The organism is Aquamicrobium terrae, from assembly GCF_040545735.1.
In the GTDB taxonomy this organism is placed as follows: Bacteria; Pseudomonadota; Alphaproteobacteria; order Rhizobiales; family Rhizobiaceae; genus Mesorhizobium; species Mesorhizobium terrae_A.
In genome coordinates, this window is record NZ_JBEPML010000010.1 from 151,291 (window position 1) to 177,601 (window position 26,311).

At 65.4% G+C, this 26,311-nt stretch carries 28 protein-coding genes and 1 pseudogene; 15 read left to right on the forward strand and 14 right to left on the reverse strand.

Translation table 11 applies throughout. From position 1 onward, the window contains the following. Positions 1–11: 11 nt before the first annotated feature. Both ABID37_RS15490 and ABID37_RS15495 read left to right on the forward strand, forming a co-directional pair. Positions 12–116, forward strand: coding sequence for an antitoxin Xre/MbcA/ParS toxin-binding domain-containing protein (locus ABID37_RS15490; RefSeq protein ID WP_354196310.1), 105 nt, complete (start codon positions 12–14; stop codon positions 114–116). After that, positions 98–577, forward strand: coding sequence for an RES family NAD+ phosphorylase (locus ABID37_RS15495; RefSeq protein WP_354196312.1), 480 nt, complete (start codon positions 98–100; stop codon positions 575–577). The genes ABID37_RS15490 and ABID37_RS15495 overlap by 19 nt, the downstream gene beginning before the upstream one ends. Positions 578–608: 31 nt before the next feature. On the opposite strand, the gene ABID37_RS15500 is transcribed toward ABID37_RS15495, so the two are convergent. From ABID37_RS15500 to ABID37_RS15520, 5 genes are all read right to left on the reverse strand, one after another. Further along, positions 609–1,994, reverse strand: coding sequence for an FAD/NAD(P)-dependent oxidoreductase (locus tag ABID37_RS15500; RefSeq protein WP_354196314.1), 1,386 nt, complete (start codon positions 1,992–1,994; stop codon positions 609–611). Continuing rightward, complete coding sequence (locus ABID37_RS15505; protein WP_354196316.1) at positions 1,991–2,269, reverse strand: (2Fe-2S)-binding protein; 279 nt, start codon at positions 2,267–2,269, stop codon at positions 1,991–1,993. The genes ABID37_RS15500 and ABID37_RS15505 overlap by 4 nt, the downstream gene beginning before the upstream one ends. Next, a complete protein-coding gene (locus tag ABID37_RS15510) occupies positions 2,250–3,359 on the reverse strand; it encodes an NAD(P)/FAD-dependent oxidoreductase (RefSeq protein ID WP_354196318.1) in 1,110 nt (369 codons plus the stop codon). The genes ABID37_RS15505 and ABID37_RS15510 overlap by 20 nt, the downstream gene beginning before the upstream one ends. After that, the gene (locus ABID37_RS15515; RefSeq protein ID WP_354196320.1) at positions 3,356–4,069 is read right to left on the reverse strand and encodes an aspartate/glutamate racemase family protein; all 714 of its coding nucleotides are present in this window, start codon (positions 4,067–4,069) and stop codon (positions 3,356–3,358) included. The genes ABID37_RS15510 and ABID37_RS15515 overlap by 4 nt, the downstream gene beginning before the upstream one ends. Positions 4,070–4,164: 95 nt before the next feature. Beyond that, positions 4,165–5,106 (reverse strand): 4-hydroxy-tetrahydrodipicolinate synthase family protein, encoded by a 942-nt coding sequence (locus tag ABID37_RS15520; protein ID WP_354196322.1) that lies wholly within the window; start codon positions 5,104–5,106, stop codon positions 4,165–4,167. A 208-nt stretch (positions 5,107–5,314) separates the two neighbouring features. On the opposite strand from ABID37_RS15520, the gene ABID37_RS15525 reads away from it, so the two are divergent. Both ABID37_RS15525 and ABID37_RS15530 read left to right on the forward strand, forming a co-directional pair. Further along, positions 5,315–5,704, forward strand: a complete 390-nt coding sequence (locus ABID37_RS15525) for an NAD(P)H-dependent oxidoreductase (protein WP_354196324.1) — start codon at positions 5,315–5,317, stop codon at positions 5,702–5,704. Beyond that, positions 5,701–5,907 carry a hypothetical protein gene (locus ABID37_RS15530; RefSeq protein WP_354196326.1) on the forward strand — a complete coding sequence of 69 codons (207 nt, stop codon included), beginning with the start codon at positions 5,701–5,703 and terminating at the stop codon, positions 5,905–5,907. The genes ABID37_RS15525 and ABID37_RS15530 overlap by 4 nt, the downstream gene beginning before the upstream one ends. A gap of 38 nt (positions 5,908–5,945) precedes the next feature. Here the strand turns inward: ABID37_RS15530 and ABID37_RS15535 are convergent, their stop codons facing one another. Beyond that, positions 5,946–6,701 carry an SDR family NAD(P)-dependent oxidoreductase gene (locus ABID37_RS15535; RefSeq protein ID WP_354196328.1) on the reverse strand — a complete coding sequence of 252 codons (756 nt, stop codon included), beginning with the start codon at positions 6,699–6,701 and terminating at the stop codon, positions 5,946–5,948. 66 nt (positions 6,702–6,767) lie between these two features. On the opposite strand from ABID37_RS15535, the gene ABID37_RS15540 reads away from it, so the two are divergent. From ABID37_RS15540 to ABID37_RS15560, 5 genes are all read left to right on the forward strand, one after another. Beyond that, positions 6,768–6,974, forward strand: a complete 207-nt coding sequence (locus tag ABID37_RS15540; protein WP_354196330.1) for a hypothetical protein — start codon at positions 6,768–6,770, stop codon at positions 6,972–6,974. Beyond that, positions 6,958–7,362, forward strand: coding sequence for a baeRF12 domain-containing protein (locus tag ABID37_RS15545; RefSeq protein WP_354196332.1), 405 nt, complete (start codon positions 6,958–6,960; stop codon positions 7,360–7,362). Before ABID37_RS15540 ends, ABID37_RS15545 begins: the two co-directional genes overlap by 17 nt. Positions 7,363–7,556: 194 nt before the next feature. Further along, positions 7,557–7,796: a calcium:cation antiporter family protein gene (locus tag ABID37_RS15550; RefSeq protein ID WP_354196334.1), complete on the forward strand. Its 240-nt coding sequence runs from the start codon at positions 7,557–7,559 to the stop codon at positions 7,794–7,796. A 72-nt stretch (positions 7,797–7,868) separates the two neighbouring features. Further along, complete coding sequence (locus tag ABID37_RS15555) at positions 7,869–8,255, forward strand: ATP-binding cassette domain-containing protein (RefSeq protein WP_435521570.1); 387 nt, start codon at positions 7,869–7,871, stop codon at positions 8,253–8,255. Further along, entirely contained in the window at positions 8,252–8,959 is a 708-nt protein-coding gene (locus ABID37_RS15560; protein ID WP_354196336.1) for an amino acid ABC transporter permease, read from the forward strand. The genes ABID37_RS15555 and ABID37_RS15560 overlap by 4 nt, the downstream gene beginning before the upstream one ends. A gap of 76 nt (positions 8,960–9,035) precedes the next feature. Here the strand turns inward: ABID37_RS15560 and ABID37_RS15565 are convergent, their stop codons facing one another. The 7 genes from ABID37_RS15565 to ABID37_RS15595 all read right to left on the reverse strand — a co-directional run bounded on the left by ABID37_RS15565 (position 9,036) and on the right by ABID37_RS15595 (position 17,509). Continuing rightward, a complete protein-coding gene (locus ABID37_RS15565) occupies positions 9,036–9,275 on the reverse strand; it encodes an FAD-binding protein (RefSeq protein WP_354196338.1) in 240 nt (79 codons plus the stop codon). 391 nt (positions 9,276–9,666) lie between these two features. Further along, a complete protein-coding gene (locus tag ABID37_RS15570) occupies positions 9,667–11,994 on the reverse strand; it encodes a molybdopterin-dependent oxidoreductase (RefSeq protein ID WP_354196340.1) in 2,328 nt (775 codons plus the stop codon). 16 nt (positions 11,995–12,010) lie between these two features. Continuing rightward, positions 12,011–12,973: an ABC transporter ATP-binding protein gene (locus ABID37_RS15575; protein WP_354196342.1), complete on the reverse strand. Its 963-nt coding sequence runs from the start codon at positions 12,971–12,973 to the stop codon at positions 12,011–12,013. After that, on the reverse strand, positions 12,970–13,983 hold the full coding sequence (locus tag ABID37_RS15580) for an ABC transporter ATP-binding protein (RefSeq protein WP_354196344.1): 1,014 nt from the start codon (positions 13,981–13,983) through the stop codon (positions 12,970–12,972). Before ABID37_RS15580 ends, ABID37_RS15575 begins: the two co-directional genes overlap by 4 nt. Before the next feature lie 3 nt (positions 13,984–13,986). Beyond that, entirely contained in the window at positions 13,987–14,811 is an 825-nt protein-coding gene (locus tag ABID37_RS15585; RefSeq protein WP_354196346.1) for an ABC transporter permease, read from the reverse strand. A 13-nt stretch (positions 14,812–14,824) separates the two neighbouring features. After that, on the reverse strand, positions 14,825–15,808 hold the full coding sequence (locus ABID37_RS15590) for an ABC transporter permease (RefSeq protein WP_354196348.1): 984 nt from the start codon (positions 15,806–15,808) through the stop codon (positions 14,825–14,827). Positions 15,809–15,907: 99 nt separating this feature from the next. Then, on the reverse strand, positions 15,908–17,509 hold the full coding sequence (locus ABID37_RS15595; protein ID WP_354196349.1) for an ABC transporter substrate-binding protein: 1,602 nt from the start codon (positions 17,507–17,509) through the stop codon (positions 15,908–15,910). Positions 17,510–17,894: 385 nt separating this feature from the next. On the opposite strand from ABID37_RS15595, the gene ABID37_RS15600 reads away from it, so the two are divergent. The 6 genes from ABID37_RS15600 (at position 17,895) to ABID37_RS15625 (ending at position 25,575) form a co-directional block, all read left to right on the forward strand. Further along, positions 17,895–19,076, forward strand: a complete 1,182-nt coding sequence (locus ABID37_RS15600; RefSeq protein ID WP_354196350.1) for a MalY/PatB family protein — start codon at positions 17,895–17,897, stop codon at positions 19,074–19,076. Positions 19,077–19,105: 29 nt separating this feature from the next. Beyond that, entirely contained in the window at positions 19,106–20,530 is a 1,425-nt protein-coding gene (locus ABID37_RS15605) for an NAD-dependent succinate-semialdehyde dehydrogenase (protein ID WP_354196352.1), read from the forward strand. A gap of 2 nt (positions 20,531–20,532) precedes the next feature. Next, positions 20,533–22,254 (forward strand): GMC family oxidoreductase, encoded by a 1,722-nt coding sequence (locus tag ABID37_RS15610; protein WP_354196354.1) that lies wholly within the window; start codon positions 20,533–20,535, stop codon positions 22,252–22,254. Positions 22,255–22,371: 117 nt separating this feature from the next. Next, positions 22,372–23,046, forward strand: a complete 675-nt coding sequence (locus ABID37_RS15615) for a TetR/AcrR family transcriptional regulator (RefSeq protein ID WP_354196356.1) — start codon at positions 22,372–22,374, stop codon at positions 23,044–23,046. Between the two features lie 49 nt (positions 23,047–23,095). Then, positions 23,096–24,805: a GMC family oxidoreductase gene (locus ABID37_RS15620; RefSeq protein ID WP_354196358.1), complete on the forward strand. Its 1,710-nt coding sequence runs from the start codon at positions 23,096–23,098 to the stop codon at positions 24,803–24,805. 32 nt (positions 24,806–24,837) lie between these two features. Beyond that, entirely contained in the window at positions 24,838–25,575 is a 738-nt protein-coding gene (locus ABID37_RS15625) for an aspartate/glutamate racemase family protein (RefSeq protein ID WP_354196360.1), read from the forward strand. On the opposite strand, the pseudogene ABID37_RS15630 reads toward ABID37_RS15625, so the two are convergent. After that, positions 25,566–26,101, reverse strand: a pseudogene (locus ABID37_RS15630) (transposase); the annotation flags it as partial. The gene ABID37_RS15625 and the pseudogene ABID37_RS15630 sit on opposite strands and share 10 nt — an antisense overlap. Between the last annotated feature and the right edge of the window lie 210 nt (positions 26,102–26,311).

Genomic DNA, 26,311 nt, shown 5'->3' on the forward strand with positions numbered 1-26,311 from the left:
CGACAGAGCCTATGGAACTCGGCGGCGAAGCGCCGCTCGTCGTGGCCCAGACCGAAGCCGGCGCGCGGGTGATCGAAACCATCCTCGGCAAGATCGCATGGGGCGCCGCCGCCTGATGCTGCTCTGGCGCCTATCGGGCAAGCAATATGCGCGGGCGCTCGACGGCGGCTACGGCCTTCATTTCGAAGGGCGATGGAACAGCGTGGGCCACGCCGTCACCTATTGCGCGACCTCGCCGGCCCTGTGCGTCCTTGAAAAGCTCGTCCATGTCGAGGGCCCCGCGCTTTTGCCGGAACTCGTCATGGTCACCTATATGTTTCCAGACACCGTCGCCGTGGAAGACGTCGAGCTGGCCGATCTGTCTCCGGACTGGCGTCGCCACGAGGGCTGGAGCCAGGAAAGGGGCGGCAAATGGCATGAGGAACGCGCAGCGCCGCTGCTGCGCGTCCCCTCCGCCATCGTGCCGGTCATCGATTCCCCGGACCGCAACGTCCTGATAAATCACACCCACCCGGCCATGCCCGCCATCCGCATCGTGCGCGAGCAGCCCTTCTCGCTCGACCTGCGCCTGTTCTGAGCCATTCCGCGCACCGGGAAGGGAGAACTGCTCAGGCGTCGGAGCCGGTGTGGCGCATGCCCAAATGGCTTTCGGCGAGTTCGGCCACGGTGATGGGCCGGGCCGGCACACGCAGGCTTGGCCGCTCGAACTGTGCGTGGGGAATTTCGTGGGCCAGAAGGCTGGCCAGCGAGACGGTGCATTGCCGGCCCTGACAGGGCCCCATGCCGCAGCGGGTCGCCGCCTTGAGGGCGCGCGTGCCCGCGGCTCCTTCGGCGATCTTGCGCCGCACCGTTCCCACGCTCACCTCCTCGCAGCGGCAAAGCGTGGCGTCGTCGGGGGCCTGTTCCGGCAACAGCGTCGGGGCATAGTAGGCGTCGAGGAAGCGGCGTGCGGCGAGCAGGCGTCGGCGTTGCCGCAACAGGGGGGCGGTCGCCGTCTTGTGGCTTTGCGCGTCGACAAAGCCGAGCGTATGCGCGGCGTCGAGCGCCGCGAGCCTTCCCGCCAGCATGGCCTGATAGCCGCCATGGATGGCGACGGAGTCGCCCGCCGCCCAGACATTGTCGAGGCCGGCGACTTTGGTCACGCCTTCCATCACGAGTTCGTAGCAGGAAAGCTCGCAGTTCCATGTCGTCTTGGCGCCGAGCGAAACCGCCAGATTGTCGTTCGGCACCACGCCGTCATGCAGCGCCACGAGATCGACGGGCATCTCCATCGTCCGCCCTCTGGCGCGGAACCGGATCGTCTCGGCTTGCGCGGTCCCGTCGATGCGGATGTCGCGCGCGCCGGCATGAAGCGGAATGCCGAGGCTTCTGGTCCGTACCAGTAGGCCGAGCCCCTTCATGAGAAGCGCGGGATCGAACAGCAAGCCGGCCGCCTTCGGCAGCGCCGGGAGCAGGCGCGACGACGGAGTCGTCTGTATGATGGCCGCGGGTCGTGCGCCGGCCTCGGCGAACTGGATGGCGCACAGCAGGAGCAGCGGGCCGTTGCCGGCGAGCACGAACCGCCCAGCCGGCACGCATCCGCTTCCCTTCATCAGGGATTGCAGCGCGCCAACGGTCACCACGCTGGGCAGCGTGTTGCCCGCAACGACGGCGGGACGCTCCATCGAGCCCGTCGCCAGAACGAGCGCGCCGGCAACGAGGCTCCCGGTCTCGCCATTCATGCTGTAGAGCAGGCGCGAACCTTCTCGCGCCCAGACGGCGGCGCCGGGCAGATGTGCCGCGCCGCTCGCCTGAAACGCGCTTGCCAGCGGCTGCCCCCATTTCTCGTAATGCCCGGTCATCGGCCGGGTGATGCCGCGCAGGATCTGCCCGCCCGCCGCCGGCTGGTCGTCGAGCACCGCGACCGACAGGCCGAGCCTGCGCGCCTCCACCGCCGCGGCCATGCCGGCCGGACCGGCCCCGACGATGGCGATGTCGTAGCGGTCCCGCGTCATATGTCGCTGCTCCGCTCGACGACCATTCCGTCCCTGATCCGCGTCAGGCAGATCTGGACGTTGGTGTGCCCGTCGACGGTCATGGTGCATTCGAAACATGCGCCCATCAGGCAGTAGGGAGCGCGCTTCGCGCCGGAGGGCGTCAGGCGGGTGAAGCCCACGCCATGGCGCAGCAGGCAGGCGGCGACGCTTTCGCCCTCGAAGGCGGCAAGCGGCTTGCCGTCGAAGGTGATGATCGCGGATGCGCGCTTTTCGTCAAGCCGGCGAAACAACATGGAAGCGCTCGTCCGAGAATGTGGAAACCGCAGGCGGTAGTTCGCCCGCGGCAATGGAAGGCCCGACGATGCCGGCATGGATGGCGGTCAGGGTGATGCCGCTGTGGCAGGCGATCGCATAGGCGCCCGGGCAGGTTCCGGAACTGGCGTAGACCGGCCTGCCGTCGCGGGGCATCACCCGGATCGCGCCCCAGCTGCGCAGGATGCGCCTGGACGCCAGAAACGGGAATTCCGCAATGGCGCGCTGGGCGTGGGAGGCGATGACGGAAAGGGTCGTTCCCGGCACGGCCATATCGTCCTCGTGGCTGTTGCCGAAGATGACGCTGCCGGCCCGCGCCTGCCGGGTGGTGGGCGTCGGATAGTCGATGACCTTCCTGAGCCGTTCCGTCACCACGATCTGCCCGCGGACAGGCTTCAGCGGAACGGTCATGCCGGCGGTGGCGGCAAGCTCCTGCGTGGCGAGGCCGGCGGCGACCACCACGCGATCCGCACGCATGCCGAAACCCTCGCCGTAGACGGTGAGGTGCGATCCGTTCATGCCGATGCGCGTGGCCTTGTGTCCGTACAGTATGTCGATGCCGAGCGCGGCGGCGCGCTTGCGCAGGGCTCCCATCAGGAGAAGGGGATTGACGTGCCCGTCGGACGGGCACCAGCTTGCGCCGAGCACCTTCGGCCCCACATGCGGCACGCGCTGGCGCACGAAGCCGGCGTCGACGAATTCCACGTCGTTTTCCGGGCCCAGCCGGGCGGCCATCTTGTCCACCATGGCGCGCCGCGCTTCCACCTCGGCCTCGTCGAGGCAGAAGCTGAAGCCGCCGCGCTGGTCGTATTCCACGTCGATGCCGGTGGTTTGCTCAAGCTCCGCGGCGAAGGCGGGCCACAGGCGCGCGGACTGTCGCGACCACCGCGCATAGGGCACATGGTCCGCACCCTTGCTCTGCACCCACACGAGGCCGGCATTGCCGTAGGACGCGCGATTGTCCGCGTCGGCGCCGTCGAGGATGACCACGCCGAGGCCCGCACGCGCGAGGCCGAGGGCGATGGAGAGCCCGACGATGCCGCCGCCGATGACTATGGCGCGCTCGCTCAAGCTTCACCCCGCGCGAGATAGTCGTGAGGCGCGACCGCCCCGGCAAGCCATTTCACCAGCGTGACGACATCGAACACGGGGCGGTCGAGATGTTGCGCGAGCCGGGCGGCATAGGGCGGCATGTTGGTGCATTCGAGCACGATGGCGCCGACAGCCGGCTCACGGGCGAGCAGCCTTTCGCCGGCGTCGAGCACTTCCTTCAACAGCAGCCGGGGATCGGCCGGCGCATCCTGCGCGATCATCTTCCAGAACATGCCGTCGCGCGGCAGGCCCTCCATCGGCACCGGATGATCGACGCCCACGGCGGTCATGTGGCGTTTCGTGATGCGGGCGGCGTCCATGGTCACGACGCCGACCTTCTCGCCGGGCCTCAGCATCCGCTCGACCATCGGAACCTGCAACAGGCTGGAAGTGGCCACGGGCACCGGCAGGGCTTCGGCCAGCCGTTCCTGATGCAGGGCGAGGAAGCCACAGGTCGTGGAAATGGCGGCGCAGCCTTCGGCGACGAGTTCGCGCCCCGCATCGATGAAGGCGTCGACCAGGCCCTGCGCTTCGCCGTCGATCACCCGCAAAGCGCTGGCGTTGCGCACCGTTCGGTAGATCACGGGGAAATCCCATGTGCGGGGATTGCCGGCATCGCCCGGAATCCGTTCGAACGCGGTGTCCAGTATCAGCATGCCGATGGGACGTCTTGACGGAGCCGTGTTCATGGGCGCAACTCGGGAATGCGGCGGAAATGCCGGAGAAAAAAACGGAGGAAGCAGCAAGCTCCCTCCGGAAACGGTCGGCATCGGCAGGCTGCCGGTTATTCGGCGGCGAGACCCAGCGGCTGTCCGGAAAGGTTGTACTTTTCGAGAAGGCCGAGCCGGCTGACGATCTCGATGCCACGGTCGAGCGCCGGGCCCTGAAGCGCGGTCAGCGGGCGGCGCAGGTCGCCTGCCGGCAGGCCGATGGCGCGCATCAGCGACTTCACGGCGACCGGATTTATGGCCGAATAGGTGTAGTGCAGCAGCGGCAGCAGGCGCAGATAATTCTCGCGGAAGGCCATCGCGTCCTCGCCGGTCTTCCACGGCTTCGACATCTCGGCGATATCGGCGGGCGCGATGTTGCCGGTCATGTTCGCGGTGCCGTGGCCGCCGAGCGTCATGGTCGGAACCACGAGGCCGAGATTGGGCGAGTCGCAGCACATCACCGAAACGTCCGGATTGGCTGCCAGAACCTGTCCGACCTGACCGACGCGGCCGGTCGATTCCTTGTGCACCACATAGTTCGGATGTTTGAAGAGGCGCAGCAGCGCCTCGTGGCCGAGGTCGGTCTTGACGCGCGGGGGGTTGTTGTAGATGCCCATCGGCAATTCGACGGAGTCGGCCGCTTCGAGGAAATACGCCTCGATGTCGGCTTCCGACGCGCATATATAGGCGGGTGCGGCGAGGATCGCGCCGTCCGCTCCTTCCGCCTTGGCAAAACGCAGCATCTCGATGGTTGAGGCGGTGTCTCCGCCGGTGCAGCCGTAAAACAGCTTCATGTCGCCGCTTTTCATGCGGGCCGTGCGCGAAACGATCTCGCGGCGCTCCTCCTTGCTCAACATGGAGATTTCGCCGGTGGAGCCCAGAATGAGCACCGCCGACGTGCCATTGTCGCGCTGGAACTTCAGAAGCTCCTCGAATGCGGCGAAATCGACGGTTCCATCCTGATTGAACGGCGTGATGAGCGCGACAAACGAGCCTTCGATCCGCATTTTCGACATCTGTGCTTCATCCCTTCTTGCGAGGGCCATTCAATACCCGCCCTCCAGTGAACGATTAAAACATATATTTGAAATAGGCGTTCGTCAACGCTCCCCTCGCCTGCATGTTTCTGCGCGAGCGCCGAATGGCGAGGCACCGCCGTTTTGACCGTGGTCAAGGTCACCGTTCCTCTATCGGGTAGCTTTCGTAATCATTTGGAGAATCGTCATGCCGCGCCGTCTCCTGATCATCCTCGGCCATCCGGACGGCAATCCGAAGCGATTATGCCGCGCGCTGGCCGAGGCCTATGCCGAGGGCGCACGCTCGGGCGGGCACCGGGTCCGGTTGATCGACATCGCAACGCTCGACTTTCCGATCCTGCGCACAATGGAGGAGTTCGCCGGACAGCCCTTGCCGGTCACGCTCGAAGATGCAGCACAGGCGATCAGGGACGCCGAGCACATCGTCTTCGTCTTTCCGCTCTGGCTCGGCACCATGCCGGCCCTGCTGAAAGCCTTTCTCGAACAGGTGATGCGTCCGGGCGTCGCCTTCGCCTATCCCGAGCGGGGCAAGGGCGGCTTCGCCAAAACCCTGCTCAAGGCCGCTCGGCCCACGTGATCGTGACCATGGGCATGCCGGCCTCCTTCTACCAGTTCTGGTATCTCGGCCACGGCATCGCCGGCATGCGCCGCAACATCCTCAACTTCGTCGGCATCAGCCCGGTGCGGGAGACGCTGTTCGGTATGGTGGAAGGCGTTGGCGACAACAGGCGCGAAAAATGGCTCGTGAAAATGCGCACCCTCGGCAAGCGCGCCGGCTAAGCCCAAAGGCTTGCACATGGCTGTGCCGCTCAGGCGCCTTATCGCGCCGTATAGCCGCCATCGATGAGATGATAGCTGCCGGTGATGAAGCTCGCCCGGTCCGAAAGCAGGAAGCATGTCAATGCGGAAACCTCCTGCGGCGAGCCGAGCCGGTTTATCGGATGAAGGCCAGCCAACTGTCCAATCGTCCCGGCATCGAGGTTGTTCGTCAGGAGCGGCGTGTCGATGAAGGCCGGGCCCATCGCGTTGATGCGGATGCCCTGCGTGGCGTATTCCACCGCCGCGGTCTTCGTCAGGCCGACCACGGCATGCTTGGCCGCCACATAGGCGCAGGCATCGGCCCACCCGACGGAACCGAGGATCGACGCCATGTTGACGATGGCGCCGCCGCCCGATTTCAGAATCGCCGTGATCTCGTATTTCATGCCGTAGAAGACGCCGTTCAGGTTGACGTCGATCACCTTGCGCCAGCCGTCGAGAGGATAGTCGGCCGTCAGTTCGTTCGGCCCGCCGATGCCGGCATTGTTGACGGCCAGATGGAGCCCTCCGCAGGTCTCCACCGCGAAGGCGACCATGCGCTCCACCGAAGCGGCGTCCGCAACGTCCGCAGCGAAGGCATACGCCGTTCCGCCATCGGTACGGATCGCCGCGGCGGTCCCTTCCGCGGTGTCGAGATCCAGATCCGCCGCGACGACGACCGCGCCCCTTGCGGCCAGTTCCCGCGCGATTGCCGCCCCGATGCCCGAACCAGCACCCGTGACAATGGCAATCCTGCTCTCGAAATCCTTCATCATGACCGGACACCTCCATGGGAAATCAAAGATGGCATCCAGCATATCCTGCCTGCGGCGGGTCCCGTCTTGATCCACCTCAAGAACATCGCCGCCGGAAGCCGTAAACTGCAACGAATGCGTATGCTGAAGGCTTCCCAGCAGGCGTTCATCAAGGGCAGCACCGCCTCGATCGGTTCACTTTTGACGCCAATCAAGGCTTCGCCTTGCGGCAGGCCCATACTTCGCGCATCGACAGGCCGCCACAAGGAGAAGCCCGATGATCCTGCCGCATGATGCCATCGTTGCCGTCGTGGACGGGGAGAAGCTGCGCCTGTTCCGCAACCGGGCGCCCGCGCCGAATATCCGGCTCGTCGAGCTGGACGTGCCGGAGATCGACGCCGTCAATCAGGGGTCGGGGATGCGGCACCGGAGCGTGGCGGCCAATCCCGATGAGGCGCGCCTGCGCGAGGACGATTTCGCCGCCGCCGTCGCCGGCTTTCTGAACCGGATGGCGCTGGAGGGCCGTATCGGCGCGCTCTACGTGGTCGCCGATCCCCGCTCGCTGGGCGAGTTGCGCCGGCACTATCACGACGAGACCCGCTCCAGGCTGGCCGGCGAGATGGCGAGGGATCTGACCGGACACACGGTCGAGGCCATCGAAGCCGCGCTGGCGAAGGAGTAGCATGGGCCGTCGCCGGGCCATCGCCCCTACCCCGGCCCGTCATGCCGCAGCGGGGCGGGGGCCAGTGTGAGCGCGCTGGCGTCGTGCCTGTTCGGGCTTCTCCTGCTCATCGCCGGAGCGGAGATGATCGTGCGCGCCGGTTCCAGGCTCGCGGCGCTCGTGGGCGTCCCGCCATTCTGATCGGGTTGACAGTCGTGGCGGTCGGGACCAGCACGCCCGAACTTGCCGTGGGCATCGAGGCGGCGTTGCAGGGCAACGGGTCGCTGGCCGTCGGCAACATTGCCGGCACCAACAGCTTCAACATCCTGTTCATCCTCGGCCTCAGCGCCCTACTGATGCCGCTCTCGCTGGAGATGCGCACATTGCGTTTCGACCTGCCGGTGATGGCGGCGGCCGCGCTGGCGCTGCTCCCATGGCCTGGGACGGCGTGTTGACGCGCATGGAAGGCATGGCGCTCGTCCTCGCCGGCATCGCCTATACCGGAGCCATCGTCCACGGCGCGCGCCGTGAAAGCCGGGCTGTCATCGCGGAGTTTTCGAGGGAGTACCCTGGCGGATGCCTATCCGGCGGAGCTTTCCGGAGGCCAGCAGCAGCGGGTCGGCATAGCACGGGCGCTCTGCATGGAACCTTTGCTGCTGCTGTTCGACGAGGCGACTTCCGTGCTGGACCCCGAACTGGTCGGCGAGGTGCTGGCAGTGATGCGGCGGCTGTCGGATGAAAAGAGAACGATGCTGGTGGTCACGCACGAGTTGAGGTTCGCGCGTGAGGCGGCCGACCGCATCGTGTTCATGGAGGCAGGCAGAATTGTCGCCGACCTTCCGACATCCGTTTTCTTCGAGGAGCCGCCCACCCCGAGGATTGCGGCATTCATTGCAGCGAGCCTGGGAAAATGATCGATTTCGCCATCGCATATCTGCCCTTGTACTTGAAGGGCGCACTGGTGGGCCTTGGGCTGACGGCGGCCGCCATGACCGGAGCGCTGGTCATCGGCGTCGCCGTGGCGATGGGCCGGCTGTCGCAGAACCCCGTCCTCAGATACCTGACCATCAGCTATGTCGCGGTCTTCAGGGCCGTGCCGCCGCTGGTCCTGCTCTACATCGTCTATTTCGGTCTGCCTGCATGGGCGGTGGCGATGGAGAGCGACGTGCTGATCGCGATCTTTTCGCCGCTGGACAATCGGCTGCTGGCGGCCACGCTCGCCTTCTCCGTCAATGCTGGCGCCTATGTGGCGGAGATCGTGCGCGCCTCGATCCTGTCGATACCCGCGGACCAGATGGAAGCGGCCCGTTCGATCGGCATGACCTATCCGAAGGCCATGCGCCGCATCATCCTGCCGCAGGCTTTCCGCACGGCGTTTCCAACGCTTTGCAACGAATTCATCATCATCCTGAAAGGCACCTCGCTGGCCTCGGTGATCGGCGTCACGGAACTGATGCGCAACGCCCAGATGGTGGCATCCGCGACCTTCCGCAACCTCGAGGCCTATGTGCTCGCAGCACTTCTTTATGTGGTGCTCGTGATCCTGCTCCAACTCGCCTCCACCCGCATTGAGCGCTGGATGGGCGGGCGCGGGAGTGCCGCACGAGCATCAGGTTGAGCGGGCGCAATGGTTGTTTTCTCACGTAACAGCATCAGGTTAGCGATCGGTTCCGGACCTCCTGGACCTGCAACGACTATGCGGCATGGGAGGACGCCGCCGCCGATGTGCCCGCGAGCCGTCCGAACACGGCGCCGGCCATGAGGCCCGTGCCGCCCGGATAGTTGAAGTAGAACAATCCACCCACGAGTTCGCCCGCGGCGAACAGTCCCTCGATAGGAACCATATCCACATCGAGCACTTGCGCTTCCTCGTTGATCCGCAGCCCGCCAAAGGTGAAGGTGACGCCGCAGCCGACCTGGAACGCTCGCAGCATGCGATCAGACCGTGCTGGAAGCCGGCGAAGCCATCATCGTGGTGACGCCCACTGCCGGCGCATATGGGCGCGACTAAGAAGTATGCCGGCTTGTCGCAAACGGCCCCTCACCCCGCTTGCGGGGAGAGGGGGACGTCGGCGTTGCGGATAGTTTACGGTAGGTTATCGCATCCGGAAATACCCCCACCCCTAACCCCTCCCCACAAGGGGGAGGGGAATTCTGCAACGACAGCGTCCGGCATCGAATGTCGAAGATTATGCTGCGACACTGGTGAAATCATCCCCCTCCCCCTTGTGGGGAGGGGTTAGGGGTGGGGGTTTGACAGCGGGCATGAAGAGCATAGCGGATCGACAACAATCCGCCCTGTCATCCCGAGCCGTTCTCCGAAGGTCAGGCGGCTTCGAAAGGGGGCTGGCCGAGGACGCGGACGGGTCGCAGCGCGCCGTCGTAGCGCTCCACCTCGACAAGGCAGGTCTGGGCGCTCGGCCCCTGTCCCAGACGCGAGGTGCCGATGTCCTTGGTCAGCACATTGGGATTGCCGTGGTTTTCGAGCGGCCGGCCGGTGGCGTCCGTCAGGGGCTCGAAGGTGGCGCCGGTCGGCAGGCAGACCACGCCGGGCATGACGCCGTCCGAGATACGGACCCCGGCAAGGCATGCGCCCCGGTCGTTGAAGACGCGCACGATGTCTCCCTCCCTAAGGCCGCGGGCCTCAGCGTCCGCAGGCGACATATAGATGCCGGAGCGGCCGCCGACCTTGTTCGCCCGGCTGATCGCGCTTGCGTCCATCTGGCCGTGCAGCTTGTCGGCTGGCTGGTTGGAGATCATGTGCAGGGGGAAGCGGGAGGCAAGCTCGGCGCCGAGCCACTCGGAAGGCTCCCGCCATACGGCCAGTCCGGGGCATTCATCATAGCCGAAATCGGCCACGGTCTGCGAGAACAGCTCGATCCTGCCGGACGGCGTGGCGAGCGGATGAGCCTCGGGATCGTTGCGGAATTCCTCGAACAGCGTGAAGCTGCCCTCGGGATCGGGAATGCGCACATGTCCCGCCGCCCAGAACGTCTCGAAATCCGGCGGATTGAAGCCGCGGGCCGCCATGCGCGTGCAGAAGCGGTCGTAGATATTGCGCAGCCACTGTCCCTCGGTGCGGTTCATGTGGAAGGCTTCCCCCGCGCCCAGCCGGTCCGCGAGCTCGCTGAAGATGCGGAAGTCGTCACGCGCCTCGCCCACCGGGTCGACGGCCTTGTGCATGGCGAAGAGATAGGGATCGCGCGAGGAGCCACCTATGTCGTTGCGTTCGAGCGTCGTCGTCGCCGGCAGGACGATGTCGGCGTGGCGCGCCGTGGCCGTCCACCATGGCTCGTGCACGATGACGGTGTCGGGGCGCTGGAACGCCTCGCGCAGGCGGAACAGGTCCTGATGGTGATGGAACGGATTGCCGCCCGCCCAATGCACCAACTTTATGTCCGGATAGGTGAAGCGGCGCCCGTCGAAGTCCACTTCCTTGCCGGGCGAGAGCAGCAGGTCGGCGATGCGGGCGACGGGTATCTTGAGGTCGCCCTCGCGCGGGATCGCCGGCATGCCGGAAATGGGCAGTTCGTAGAGCGGATTGCCCATGCCGTTCATCGAGCCGTAGCCGTAGGCAACGCCCGCGCCCGGCAGGCCGATCTGGCCGAGCATGGCGGCCAGCGTGGCAAGGCCCCAGTAGGGCTGCTCGCCATGCTCCGCCCGTTGCAGCGACCATGCCGCGCTCAAAAGCACGCGGCGGCCGATCAGCCGTTCGGCGAAAGCCGCGATTTTCTCAGCACCGATGCCCGTGATCGGGGCTGCCCATTCCGGCGTCTTGGCGATGCCGTCCGTTTGGCCCGTCAGATAGGCCTCGAAGCGGTCGAAACCGACGCAGTAGCGGTCGATGAAGGCCCGGTCCGTCCTGCCGTTGGCGTGCACCACATAGGCCAGCGCCAGAATGAACGCCATGTCGGTGCCGGGACGGATCTGTAGCCATTCGGCGCTGATCGATGCCTCGGTATCGCCGCGCAGCGGGGAGACGTTGGTGAAGCGGATGCCGCGCCGCGCCGCTTCGGCCATGAAGTCGTCGAAGGGATGCAGGCCCGCCCCGCCCGACTGGATCTGCCAGTTCTTCGCCGCGATGCCGCCGAAGGCGACGAACTCCTCGCAATGTTCGAGAATCGCTTTCCAGTCGGTGACCGGCCCGGCGACCGTCCGGTCGTCGCCGAAGATATGGGGCAGAAGGCGCATCGCCGCGCCATAGCTGTAGTTGGTGACCTGCCCGGTACAGCCGCCGATGGCGCCCATGAAGCGGTGGACGAGCGTGCGGGCATGATGCAGGCGCCCGGCGCTCGACCAGCCATATGAGCCGCCGAAGATCGCGGCGTTGCCAAAGGTGGTGCGCACGCGCTCCAGTTGGGAGGCGGCCATGTCCAGCGCCTCGTCCCACGGCACGTTGACGAACACGTCCGAGCCGCGCCCGTTCTCCGGATGCGGCTTGCCCTTCGCGACCGTGTCGAGCCACCCGCGCCGGATGGCAGGGCGCGCGATGCGGTTTTCGGCGTAGAGCATTTCCGGCCATGCCTCGATCAGCCGGCTCGGATGGGGGTCCCCCGAAAACGGCGTGACGCCGACCAGCCGCCCCTCCTCGACATGCGCGTCGAACGCACCCCAGTGCGACAGGGTGGGAAACACGGTGCGGCTGCGCGGCATGGTGTCTTTCCTCCGGTCAGGCTGCCGCCGATACCCGGCTGGCCCATTCTTGAGCGCGATGGCAGGCAACTTTATGGCCGGCCGCCTCTTCCCGCAATTGCGGCTCTTCCTGAGCGCAGCGCTCTATGGCCAGGGGGCAGCGAGTGCGAAAGCGGCATCCCGACGGCGGCGACAACGGGTTGGGCAGTTCGCTGTTCAGCTTCACCTCCGGCCCCGCCTGCATCTCCCTGTTGTCGGTGGTCTGCATCAGGGCGCGGGTATAGGGGTGAAGCGGCGACTTCCATATCCGGTCCACCGGCCCGATCTCGACGATGACGCCCAGATACATCACCGCGATCCAGTGCGACACATAGCGTATGACTTCCAGATCGTGGGAGATGAAGAGATAGGACAGGTCCTGCTCGCGCTGGAGATCGACCAGCAGGTTGAGGACCTGCGCCTGCACCGACACGTCGAGCGCGGAGACCGGCTCGTCGCAGATGATGATCTTCGGTTCGAGCGCGAGCGCGCGGGCGATGCCGACGCGCTGGCGCTGCCCGCCGGAAAGCTGGTGGGGTAGCCGGTCATGCATCGTTTCGGGAATGCCGACACGGTCGAGCAGGGCCTTGACCCATTCGCGGCGTTCCGCACGGCTGCGCAGGCGGTGAACCTTCAGCGGCTCCTCGACCAGTTCACGCACCGTCAAGCGCGGATTGAGGGAGCCGTACGGGTCCTGGAAGATCATCTGCATGTCGCGGGCGCGGCTGCTGGGGCGGCGGGGGTCCACCGCCGTTCCGTTGATCGCCAGATTGCCGGAGGTCGGCTTGTTGAGCCCGACGATGGCCCGCGCAAGGCTGGACTTGCCGCAGCCGGATTCGCCCACGAGCCCGAGGGTCTGGCCCGCGCCAATCTCGAAGCTGACCCCGGCGACAGCGTGAACGGTGCCCTTGCGGGTCTTGTGCCGCACCACGAGGTCGGCGACTTCAAGGCGTCTGGTCATGCCGGCACCTCCTGGAGCGGGTGATAGCAGGCGAAGCCGGCAGGCCCGACATATTCGAGGGGCGGCGGCCGCACCTCGCATTCGGCGGTGCGCCGGTTGCATCTGGGCGCGAAGGCGCAGCCCGCGGGCCGGTCAGCGGGTGCTGGAACCGTGCCCGGAATCTCGCGCAGCCGGTGCGCGGCTCCGACGAAGCTGCCATGCGGGCGCGCGGCCAGAAGCCCTTCCGTATAGGGATGGCTCGGGTCGTTGAAGACCTTCGAGACATCCCCGGTTTCGACGATGCGGCCGGAATACATCACCGCCACGCGGTGCGCGACCGTGCGCACGGCATGCAGGTCATGGGTGATGAACAGCATGCCCACGCCGAGGTCCCGCTGAAGCTCCTTCAGGAGGTCGAGGATCTGCGCGGAGATGGTCACGTCCAGCGCCGTGGTCGGTTCGTCGGCGAGGATCAGCTTCGGGTTTCCCGCAAGCGCCATGGCGATCATCACGCGCTGGCGCATGCCGCCGGAAAGGCGGTGCGAATATTCCGAAAGCCGTGAACCGGCCGCCGGAATGCGCACCATGTCCAGCAGTTCCAGCGCCCGCTTGCGGGCCTGCGAGCGCGACATGTCGTTGTGCAGGACGATGGACTCCACGAGCTGCCGCTCGACGGTCAGCACCGGGTTCAGCGCCGACAGCGGGTCCTGGAAGATCATCGCCACGGTGGAACCGCGAATGCTCCTGATCTCACGGTCGTTCATGCGAGCGATGTCGCGGCCGAGAAGGTCGATGCGGTCGGCCTCGACATCCATGGTCTGCGCCTTGTGCAGGCGCATCAGCGCCATAGCGGTCAGCGACTTGCCGGCTCCCGATTCGCCCACGAGGGCCAGCGTCTCCCCGACGCCGACGGAAAAGCTCACCTTGTCGACCGCATAGGCGCGCGCCTTCGAGGCGAGCTTCACCGCGACCGAGAGATTGTGCACGTCGAGCAGCGGACGCGGCGCCTGTGCGTTTTTGATGCCCGCCATCGCTCAACGCCTCCTGAGATGGGGGTTGAGGGCATCGTTGATGGCGTCACCCAGCAGGTTCAGCGCCAGCACGGTCAGCACCACGAACAGGCCGGGGATGATGCAGATGAACCATGTCGTGCGGATGGACGGACGCCCGACATTGATGAGCGTGCCCCAGCTCATGACGTTGGGATCGCCCAGCCCGAGGAAGGACAAGCCCGCCTCGGTGATGATCGCGGTGGCGACGAGCACGGCGGCGGCCACGATCACCGGAGAGAGTGAATTGGGCAGCACTTGCGTGAGGATGATCCGCGGCGCGGACATGCCGATCACCTTGCACGACTGGACATATTCGCTTTCCCGCACCCGCAGGACCTCGGCGCGTGTCAGGCGCGCCACCGGCGGCCAGGACACGGTGGCGATGGCCAGGATGATCGTGGCGATGGACGGCGACAGGATCGAGACCAGAACCACGGCGAACAGGAAGCCCGGAATGGTCTGGAAGGCGTCGGTGATACGCATCAGCACCGCATCCGCAGCCGCGCCGAAATAGCCCGCGACGGCGCCCACGGTGATGCCGATGAGCAGGGCGCAGGCGGTCGCGACGATGCCGACGAGCAGCGAGACGCGCGAGCCGTAGAAGACGCCGGCGAGGATGTCGCGGCCGAGCGCATCCGTGCCGAAGATCAGCCCCTCGCGCTGTCCCGGCCACAGATAGGGCCGGGCGACCAGCGACCACGGGCCTTTCGGGAAGACATAGGGAGCGGACAGGGCCATTCCCACGATGATCAGCAGGGTGATCAGCCCGATTATGCCAGCGGGAGAAAGCAGTACACGGCGTAACATGGTCGAATACTCTCTATCGGCTGACTTCCACGCGCGGATCGAGCAGCGTGTAGATGATGTCGATGATCAGATTGACCATGATGATGATGAAGGAGCACACCAGAAGGACACCCAGGATCAGAGGGTAGTCGCGCTCGAATACGGCGTCATAGGCCAGCCGCCCGACGCCGGGGAGGCTGAAGATCGTTTCGGTAAGCACCGCGCCGCCGAAAAGCTCGGCGATCTGCAAGCCGACCATGGTGACGACGGGCAGCAGCGCGTTGCGCAGCGCATGGCCGATGATCACGTTGTAGGTGCTGAGGCCCTTGGCATAGGCGGTGCGGATATAGTCCTGCTCCAGCACCTGCAACATCGAGGCGCGGGCAAGGCGCGTGTAGATCGCGATGTAGAACAGGGAAAGCGACAGCACCGGCAGGATGAGATGGGTCACGACATTCGTGACCAGCTCCAGCCAGTTGCCGCCGAAGCCCGGCGTCATCAGGCCGCCGATGGGCAGGAGCCTCAGCTTGACCGAGAACACGATCATCAGGCCGAGGCCGGTCAGGAAGATCGGCGTGGCGTAGAACACCAGCACGACCATGGAGATGACCACGTCGATCAGGCGATGGGAATGGCGCGCGGCGACGACACCCGCCATGGTGCCGATGAAGACGGCGGTTATCACCGAGCAGACGACCAGCAGGATGGTGGTCGGCAGCCGTTGCAGCACCAGCGAAAGAACGTCGGTGGAATTGCGGAACGAATAGCCGAGGTCGCCGCGCAGCACGGCGCCTATATATTCGAGAAGCTGGACCAGGACCGGTCTGTCGAGGCCGTAGCGCGCGCGCAGGTCCGCCATCATCTCGGCGTCCATGTCGCCGCGCTGCCCGCCCAGCACGTCCACCATGTCGCCCGGAACCAGATGCAACAGGAGGAAGGAGCCGACGATGACGATGGCGATGATGACCAGCGACTGGGCTCCGCGCCACCCCAGATAGGTCCAGAATTGCCTGTCCAACGCAAAATCTCCGGTTCCGTTCAGATCCTTTTCGAAGGAGAATCGCTCCGAAAGAAGGCAACCGGCCGCCTGTCCGGCAGCCGGTTCCTGCAAGCCATGTTACTTGGCGGGCTCGAGCCACACTTCGGCGAAGTTGCTGTAGGTGCCGTTGGCGTCGATGGAGTGGTTCTTCAGGCGCTTGGACGCCGTGGTGGTGCTTTCGACGGCCACCAGGGGAAACGCCGGCAGGTCTTCCATCGCGAGCTTCTGGAACTGATGGTAAAGCTCCTTGCGCTTGGCCGGGTCCATCTCGGCGGCGGCATCCTCGAGGATCTTGTCCATCTCCGGGTTCTCATAGTGAGAACCGTTCGAGAAGCCGACGCCGATCTTGAAGCTCGGGCCCCAGAAGGTGCGCTGGGTGCCGACGGTCGGGTCCGAGCCGCCGGTGAGGAGGTTCACCGTGAACTGGAAGTCGCGATCCGTGTAGACCCGCTTGACGAAGCCGGCGAAGTCCTGCGCGCGCACTTCGAGATCGATGCCGACCTCGCGCATCGCCTCACGCATATAGGCCCCGATGTGCTGCTGGTGATCGCCATAGGGCAGGGGATCGACGACCAGCTTCAGGCGCACCCCGTTGGCGTCGGCCTTGTAGCCGGCTTCCTCCAGAAGGGCCTTGGACTTCTCTGGATCGTACTCATACTGCGGCACGCCGGTATCGTCGTGCAGTTCCGTAAGCTGGTGATGCAGCGGGGTCGTCGCCGGCTGGCCGTATCCGAACAGGATGTTGTCGACGATCCACTGGCGGTCGATGGCATGGGCGATCGCCTTGCGCACGCGAATGTCCTTCATGACGTCGTCGTCGAGATTGAACTCGATCATCTCCATCTCGTTGAGGAACTCGTAGCCCTTGGTGGTGACGTCGAATTCGCCGGACGCCTCGAGGCGCTCCAGATCGGCCATCGGGATCAGGTTCTGCGGCACGATGTGGGCGTCGCCCGATTCAAGCGCCGCCGCGCGCGTCGCCGGGTCGGGGATGAAGCGGAAAATCAGCTTGTCGAGATAGGGCTTGCCCTCGTCCCAGTAGTCCGGATTGCGCTCGAGGACGAGATTGTCGCCCGGCTGGAAGGAAACGAAACGGAAAGGCCCGGTCCCGATGGGCTTGAGGTTGGCCGGGTTCGTCAGCGGGTCGGTGCCCTTGTAGATGTGCGCGGGCAGGATTTGCGCATATTGCGCCGCGAGGCTCTTGAGCATGCCCGGCGAGGGCCGGCGCATGACGAACACGGCCGTGTGCTTGTCCGGGGTTTCGACGCTCTCCACATTGGCGAATATCGTGCGGCCGCGGCCATGCAGGACCTTCCAGACCTCCATTGTCGTGTAGGCAAGGTCTTCCGAGGTGAACTCGACGCCGTCGTGCCATTTCACGCCCTTGCGCAGGTGGAAGGTGACCCGCAACCCGTCGTCGCTGACCTCGTAGCTTTCGGCCAGCAACGGCTGCGGATTGAGGTTGAAATCATAGGTGAAAAGGCTGTCCGAGATCTTCGCGGACACGACCTGCTCGGCGCCGGCCGTCGTCATCGCGGATGTCAGGACCTGGGGCGCGGGTGACATCAGGAAGGTCGCCTCTCCTCCCCGCACCGGCTCCTCGGCCAGAGCACCTGTAATAGACATCACCGAAGCGCAGAGCGCCGCGGCGACACCGGCCACGTAGTTCATGGGACGCATGTGTTGACTCCTCATAGCATGGACGAAGCCGCGGCTTCGTTCTTCCCTCCGGATCGTGCCCGGAAACCGCGTCACGCTGGCTGCCGGAGCATTCTTGTTCACCCTTTCGACGCATGAAACGGCAGCCACATGGTGGCATTCAGTTGTTTCATACCATCAATTGAAACGAATGTTTGGCAACCGTCAAGCCCTGTGTGCCTTCCATTCGTCCCGCTTGCGCAACCCGCCTCTGCCGGTTGCAAGGTCCGGTGAAGATCGAATGTCCGATCAGGCAACGGGCGGCAAGGCAATTGACCGTTTCAATCAATTGTTTTACCGATGTCGAACACGCCCGATCCGCTGCCTGACAGCGAACGGTCCGGAATCTGATCGAAAGGAAGCGGCTTTGAAAGATACGGAATTCGCTGCCTTCGAGCTGGAAAGAGAATTTCTTTTCTCCAGAACGGCCTCGAAATGGCGACGCTATCCCCACGACGTCATTCCCTCCTGGATCGCCGAGATGGATTTCCTGCCGCCGGATGCGTTGCAGGAAGCGGTCGTGAAACTCGTCGACAAGCGCGATTATGGCTATCCGCGCCGTCCGCTGATGCCCGCGGAACGCCAGATCGGCGCCGCCTTCGCTCAGCGCATGGGCGAGCGTTTCGGCTGGCGGATCGAGGAGACCTCCGTGCAGGCGGTCACCGACCTGCTGCAAGGCACCATCGCGGCGATCCTCGCATTCTCCGAACCCGGAGAGCACATCGCCGTCCACACACCCTGCTACGGTCCCTTCAGGGAGGCGATCGAGGAGGCGGGCCGCGCCATCGTCGAGATTCCCATGCTCGAAACGGCACAGGGCTTCGTGCCGGACATGGCGGCGCTACGGGCCGCACCGGCCGACACGCGCATGATCATCCTGTGCAATCCGCAAAACCCGACGGGCCGCGTCTTCACCCGCGCGGAACTGGAGGAGATCGCGGCGATCGCCGCCGCGCGCGACATGATCGTCTTATCCGACGAGGTCCACGCCGATTTCGTCTATGACGGCAGAAAGCACATTCCCATTGCCTCGCTGGGCGAGGAGATCGCAAGCCGCACGATTACCGCCAACTCTCCCGGCAAGAGCTTCAACATAGCCGGCCTGCGCTGCGGCGTGATCCACTTCGGCGCTCCGCAATTGCTCGAGCGTTTCCATGCCCGCGTGCCCCGCCTGCTGCTGGGCCGCCCTTCGGTGATATCCATCGACGCGGCTGAGGCCGCCTGGACCAAAGGCCAGCCTTGGCTCGACCGCATCGTCGCGCTGCTCAACCGCAACCGTCATATGGTGTTCGATGCGCTCGAACGGCGCATACCGAAGCTGAAGGCCTTCATGCCCGAAGCGGGGTTTCTTGCCTGGATCGACTGCAGCGCGATGGGCTGGCCTCAGCCGGCCGCCACCGTATTCCTTGAAAAGGCGGGCATCGCCTTCAGCGCGGGGGAATCGTTCTGCACGCGCCACGAAGGTTTCGTCAGGCTCAACTTCGCCACCTCCGCCGAGGTGCTGGAGGACAAGCTCGGGCGCATGGAAGCGCTGGTCAACGCCAGCTAAATAATGAAGACAGCGGACCGGTAAGCAGCATGTACATCAAACCTTCTCTCCTGATCGGCGGCACCGAACGCGAGGCGCGCGAACATGGCGACGACATCGTCGTGAACCCGGCAACAGGCGTTCAGCTCGCCGCCTTGCCGATTGCCGACGCCGGCGACATTTCCGATGCGATTGCGGCCGCCTCCACGGCCTTTCCCGGCTGGAGCGAAACCGCGCCGGTCCAGCGCGCGCGGGTGCTCGCCGATGCGGCGGCCCTCCTCCGCGCGCGGGCGGACGATCTCGCGCGCATGCTCACGCTGGAGAACGGCAAGCTCCTGGCCGAGGCGAAGGGCGAAATCGGGGCGGCCGCCGATGTGTTCGACTGGTTCTCGGGCGAGGCGCGCCGGGGCTACGGCCGCGTCATCCCGAGCGCCGCCGACACCCGCATGCTGGCGATCAGGGAGCCGGTCGGCGTGGTGGCGACGCTCTCGCCGTGGAATTTCCCGGTCATCACCGCCGCCAAGAAGATCGCGCCCGCGCTGGCCGCCGGCTGCACGGTGGTGATGAAGCCGGCCGAGGAGACGCCGGGCGCGGCCCTTGCAATGGCGAGATGCCTGCTAGACGCCGGCCTGCCGGCCGGAGCGCTGAACGTCGTGTTCGGCCGCCCCGCCGATATTTCCAGCCAGTTGATGGCGGCGCCCGAGATCGCCAAGGTGTCCTTCACCGGCTCGACGCCGGTCGGACGCCATCTGGCGCGCCTCGCCGCGGACGGGCTGAAGCGCCTCACCATGGAGCTTGGCGGCCACGCCCCGGTCATCGTGATGGACGACATCGACATGGATCGCGCGCTCGACCTCGCGGTCGCCGGCAAGTTCCGCAATGCGGGGCAGGTCTGCACCTCGGCGACACGCTTCTTCGTGCATGGCAAGGTCTATGACAAATTCGTCGCCGGCTTCGCCGACCGCGCCCGCTCGATCCGGGTCGGCGACGGCCTCGACCCGCAGACGCAGATGGGGCCGCTGGCCAACCGCCGCCGCCCCCCGGCGCTCGAACGGCTCGTCGAGGACGCCGTCGCCTGCGGGGCCGAGGTGGTGGCCGGTGGCGCGCGCATCGAAGGGCAGGGCTTCTTCTTTCAGCCGACGGTGTTGGCCGGGGTGCCGGCAAACGCCGCCGCCATGCAGGAGGAGCCGTTCGGGCCGCTGGCCCTGATGGTGCCGTTCAGGGAACTCGACGAGGCGCTGGATGCCGCGAACAGCGTTCCCTACGGTCTTGCCGCCTATGCCCTGACGGAATCGTCGCGCAACGCGCGCCGGATCGCGCGCGGGCTGAAATCCGGTGTCGTGGGCATCAACACCTTTGCCGCCAGCTCGGCCGAAACGCCGTTCGGCGGCATCAGGGACAGCGGCTACGGCCTCGAAGGCGGCATCGAGGGCATGGAGGCCTATCTCGTCACCAAGTTCGTGCACGAGCATTGACGATGTCCCGCATCGTCCAGTGTGATTTCGTCATCGTCGGCGGAGGTACGGCGGGATGCGTACTGGCCAGCCGCCTCTCCGAGAACGGCAGGCACCGCGTGATCCTGGTGGAATCCGGACGCGACACGCCGCCGGACCGGGTGGAGCCCGCGATCCTCGACAGCTATCCGCGCGTCGCCTATTTCAACGTCAGGAATGTGTGGGCGGACCTGCGCGTCTCGCTGCAACCGGTGCCCCACAACGATCCGGGCAAGCGCCAGCTGCGCCGCTACGAGCAGGCGCGGCTGATGGGCGGCGGTTCGAGCCTCAACGACATGCAGGCCAACCGCGGCACGCCCGACGACTATGACGACTGGGCCCGCAACGGCGCGACCGGCTGGTCATGGGAAGAGGTGCTGCCCTTCTTCAGGAAGGCCGAACGGGACGTCGATTTCGACGGCCCCCTGCACGGACAGAGCGGTCCGATCCCGATTCGCCGCATCCATTCCGATTGCTGGCCGGAATTCGCCCGCGCCGCCGCCAGAGCCTTCTCCGAGACCGGCTTCAAGGCCTTGCAGGACCAGAACGGGGAGTTCGAGGACGGCTATTTTCCCGTCGCCATAAACAATATCTACGACCGCCGCGTCTCCACCGCTATCGGCTATCTCGGGAATTCGGTGCGTCAGCGGCCGAATCTGGAGATCTGGCCGAACGCCACGGTCACCCGGCTGGTCACCGAAGGCGCGCGCATCGTCGGCGTCGAGGTGGAAACGGGGCAGGGCCCGGCGCGGATCATGGCCGGCGAGACCATCGTCTCGGCAGGCGCGCTGCACTCCCCGGCCATTCTCCAGCGCGCCGGCATTGGCCCGGCCCGGACGCTGCGCGCGCTTGGAATTGAGGTGATCGCCGACCGCGCCGGCGTCGGCCGCAACCTCCAGGAACATCCGGCGATCTCGATTTCCGCGCATATCAACCACGATGCCCGGCTCGCACGAACGAACCAGCGCCGCCATATCCATGTCGCCGCCCGCTATTCGTCCGGCACCGCGGGCGGGCTGCCCAGCGACATGTATCTGGTCGCCATGTCCAAGACCGGCTGGCATCCCGTCGGCGAGCAGATCGGCTCGCTGATGACGTGGATCAACAAAGCCCATTCGCGTGGCTTCGTCGCCATCGAAAGCCCGGACCCTTCCGTGGAGCCGCGCGTGGAATTCGGCTTCCTTTCCGACTATCGCGACGTGGAGCGCCTCAAGGTCGGCATGCGCCTTCTGGCGCGGCTCTACGACACCCCGGCGATGAAGGCCGTCGCCAACGATCCTTTTCCGACCAGCTACAGCGAACGCATCCGTGACCTCGGCATCGTCAGCCACAAGAACTACGTGCTGACCAGAATCCTCGCCACCGCGCTCGACGGACCCGCATGGCTGCGGCGGACGCTTCTCAGGCATGTCGTCACCGAGGACGATCCGGTCGAGAGGATGATGGCCGACGACGAATTGCTGGAAGCTTTCGTGCGCGAGAAGGCGCATGGCGTGTGGCACGCATCGGGCACCTGCAAGATCGGAAGCGCGGACGACCCCGAAGCGGTGGTCGATCCTTCCGGCCGCGTGATGGGCGTCGACGGGCTGCGGGTTTGCGATGCTTCCGTCATGCCGTTCACGCCGCGTGCGAACACGAACCTTCCGACGATCATGATCGCCGAGCGCATGTGCGCTCTCATCCTTCAGCAGAATGAAAAACGCTGACCGGGATCGGGAGCAGTTTGCGCGGCGCGGGGACTTCGATAAGTGTGTGCAAGGCAATTGGGTGAAACTGTTGATAGAGCCTGCTGATCGTCGAGCATGCCGAGGGGAGAACTGGTGATGGCCCACATGACTGCAAAACGGGCGGAGAAGGACGCGGACACGCGCGACCGTCTGCTGGACGCGGCCCTTCGCATCTTCGCGGACCGCGGCATCGCTTCCGCCACCTTGCGGGAAATAACCGAGGAAGCCGGCGCCAACGTCGCCGCGGTGAACTACTATTTCCGCTCCAAGGAGGAGCTGACCCGAACGGTTCTCGAATCGTGCCTGCGGCCCATCAACAACGCCCGCCTCAAGGCCTTGCAGAACTGCATCGAGAAGCACGGCGAGAACAGGCCGCCGCTGGAGGAGATCGTCGAGGCGCTGGTGCGGCCGATGGTCGAACTGTCGGTGGACCCCTATGGCGGCCGCTCGCCGATACGCCTGCTGTTGCAGGTAAGGGCGCTGCCTCAACCTCTCACCAATACGATCCTGGCGGAGCAATTCGATCTCATCCATCGCCACTTCCTGAACGTGCTGGCGGATGCCCTGCCGCATCTGTCGAAGGACGAGGTCGGCATGCGCTACGATTTCGCGCGTGGTGCGATCATGCAGATCCTGGGCGATCTCGACCCCGCAGCGCGCGACCTGCTCGACCTCGGCTTCAAGCAGAAGAACAAGGACAGCGAGAAGATCGTCCGCCAGCTGGTGAACTTCATCTCGGCGGGTTTCAAGGCCGAGGAAACCGCGATCTGACAGCCCCGCGCCGGATTCCCGATAGACCCCAACGCAGACAGGACCTTCAATGCGTTTCGACTACATCATCGTCGGTGGTGGTTCCGCCGGCTGTGTCATTGCCAACAGGCTCTCGGTCGACGCCCGGAGCACGGTCTGCCTGATCGAGGCCGGGCCGGACACCCCGCCCGAAACGGTGCCGGACTCCATCTATTCAGACGCTTTCCTTCCCGACTATTTCCAGCCCTCCCGCTACTGGACCGAACTCGAGGCCTATACCGAACCGTTCGGCAACATGTCGCCGCAGGAGGTGAAGGCCAGCATGAAGCCGCGCCGCTACGAGCAGGCGCGCGTGATGGGCGGCGGCTCCACCGTCAATGCGCAGGTGCTCATCCGGGGGCTGGCCGCCGACTATGACGAATGGGAAGAGATGGGTGCTGCGGGCTGGGGCTGGGACGAGTGCCTGCCCTGTTTCAGGCGTATCGAACGGGACCTCGATTTCGACACGCCGCTCAACGGCAGGGAAGGTCGCATCCCCATCCGGCGGACGTTTCCCGAGCACTGGAGCCCCTTCGCCCTCGCCTTCCGCGAGGCGGCGGGCCAGCACAACATCCCCTATCTGGACGACAGCCACCAGCAGACGGGAGACGCCTGCTTTCCCTTCGGCCGCAACAACGCCTACAACCACCGCGTCTCGGCGGCCGCCGGCTATCTCGACGAATCGACGCGCCGGCGCCGCAACCTGGCGATCATGCCGGAAACCGTGGTCCAGTCGCTCGTTTTCGACGGCCACAAGGCCGTGGGAGTCGAGGTCCGCCGCAACGGCAAGGTCGAACGCATCATGGCGGGCGAGATCGTCATCAGCGCCGGCGCCATCCATTCGCCGGCCCTGCTGATGCGTGCCGGCATCGGGCCGGGGCAGGACCTGCGGGACAATTCGATCGCCGTCCGCGCCGACCGGCCGGGCGTGGGCCAGAACCTGCTCGACCATCCGCTGATCGGCTTCGGCGTCCACCTGAAACGGGAGGGGCAGCTTGCCGACTATGTGCGCAACGGCTTCCTGATGCACATGCGCTGGAGTTCCGGCCATCCCGAATGCCCGCCCGTCGACATGAAGCTCACCGTGTCCGGACGTTTCGCGTTCACGGCGCTGGGCAAGCGTCTGGCGACGGTCAATTTCGGCCCGAACAAGGCCTATTCGAAAGGCTATGTCAGGTTGCAGGGCCCGGACCCGGCCACGGAACCGTTCGTCGCCTTCAACTATCTTTCGGACTCGCGCGATCTCGACCGCTTCAAGTCCACGGCCCGTTTCGTCTCGAACATCCTGACCGCATCGCCCGTCTCGCAATATGTGAGCAGCTTCTGGCCCGGCATCTACGCGGCGTCGCTGCGTAACCTGACGCAAAAGACGACCTTCAATCAGGTGCTGGGCGGCATCGCCGCGACCCTGCTGGACGCCGGCGGCATCGGCCGCAACATGGTGCTCGGCGCCGCCATCGACAAGCGGTTTCCGCTCGACGGCGTTCTGGCCGACGAGAAGCTGATGGAAGGCTGGATCAAGGCGGGCGTGCAGGGCGACTGGCACCCTTGCGGCACCTGCCGCATGGGCGACGCCGGCGATCCCGGCGCGGTGGTCGATCCGCAGGGCCGGGTGATCGGTGTCGAGGGGCTGCGGGTTGCGGACGCCTCGATCATGCCGTCCATTCCCAGCGCGAACCTCAATCTCACCACCATGATGATCGGCGAGCGCATTTCCGACCTGATCCTTCAGAAAGCCTGACAGTCCATCAACAATCATCCGGGAAGGCGGCCATGGCCATCTACGAAGTCAGACCGAACGCACAAAGCTACGGCCACGAGATCGGCGTGCTGCTGATCGCCTGTTCCAATCCGTTTCCGCCCGGCGATGTCGGCAACGCCTGGACCTACAATTTCCCGGTGCTCTACGAGACCGTCTACGACGTCACCATTGACAGCCTGATCAACGAAGGGGACCGTTCGATGGGAGGCTCGGTGATCGCGGCGGCGAAGAAGCTGCGCGACTACGGCGTCAAGGCCATCACCAGCGACTGCGGCTACATGCTTCTGTTCCAGAAGGAAGTGGCGGCCGCGCTCGACATACCGGTGATGCTGTCGAGCCTGCTGCAACTGCCATTCATCGCCTCGACGCTCGCGCCCCATGCCTCGATCGGCGTGATATGCGCCAACAGGCAGCGTCTCGTTCCCTCGCTGATCGAGGAGGCCTATCCGGTCCAAAGCCGTCCGCTTCACATCGCCGGGCTGGAGGATGCACCCGCCTTCCGCCACGCCATTCTCGACGAGAAGGGCGCCCTCGACAGCGAAGCCGTCGAAAGGGAAGTGGTCGAGCGGGCCGTGAAACTCGTCGACGAGCATCCGGAAATCGGGGCGATCCTGCTGGAATGCTCCAATCTCCCGCCCTATGCGGCCGCGGTCCAGCACGCCACCGGCCGCCATGTCTTCGATTTCATCACGATGATCAACTACATGCAGGCCGCCGGGCGGCGGACACCCTTTACGGGCGGATATTGAGACGCCGGCCGGCGATTGCCGGCCAGGAAACGGTCATACCAGCGATTGAAGGTCGAGCGCGGAATACCGAGTTTTTGCAGCGTGCGCCGCGCCGACAGATGCGACCGCTCGACGAGCCGAATGATCTCCAGCTTCTCGGATGCGGGGTATCTCATTCGTCGTCGCCCCCATCCGCGATCATGCTTTTTTTAAGAATCCGCAGTTCCAGCGCCTGCTCGGCGACGACCTCCTTGAGATCGCGAGCCTCCTTGCGCAGCACCTTCACCTCGTCGCTGGTGGCGGCGCGGGCGGTATCGCCGGCCAGTCGCTTCTTGCCGGCTTCCAGGAATTCCTTCGACCAGTTGTAATAAAGGCTCTCGGCGATCCCCTCGCGCCGACACAGCGCGGCGATCGATTCCTCACCGCGCAATCCCTCCAGCACGATACGGATCTTCTCCTCCGCACCGTACTGCTTGCGGGTCGCACGGCGGATGTCCTTGATGACCTGCTCTGCCGGCACTTTCCCTGTCCCGGATTTCTGTCCCATCTTCGCTCCAATGAAAGAACTCAAGGGCCAGAACGCACTTTCTGCGCGGCTTTTCCCTGGGTTCGGTTGTGTTTTGACCGGCGTTTCGGCCGATCGGTTAAATCTCTCCCGTCCGCAGGATCGATTGATCTCGCCCTGCGGCTCTGAACCATTCTCCAATCCGTGACCCTGATCCCGTTCTCGTGGGCTTCGGTCACATAGTGGCGTTCG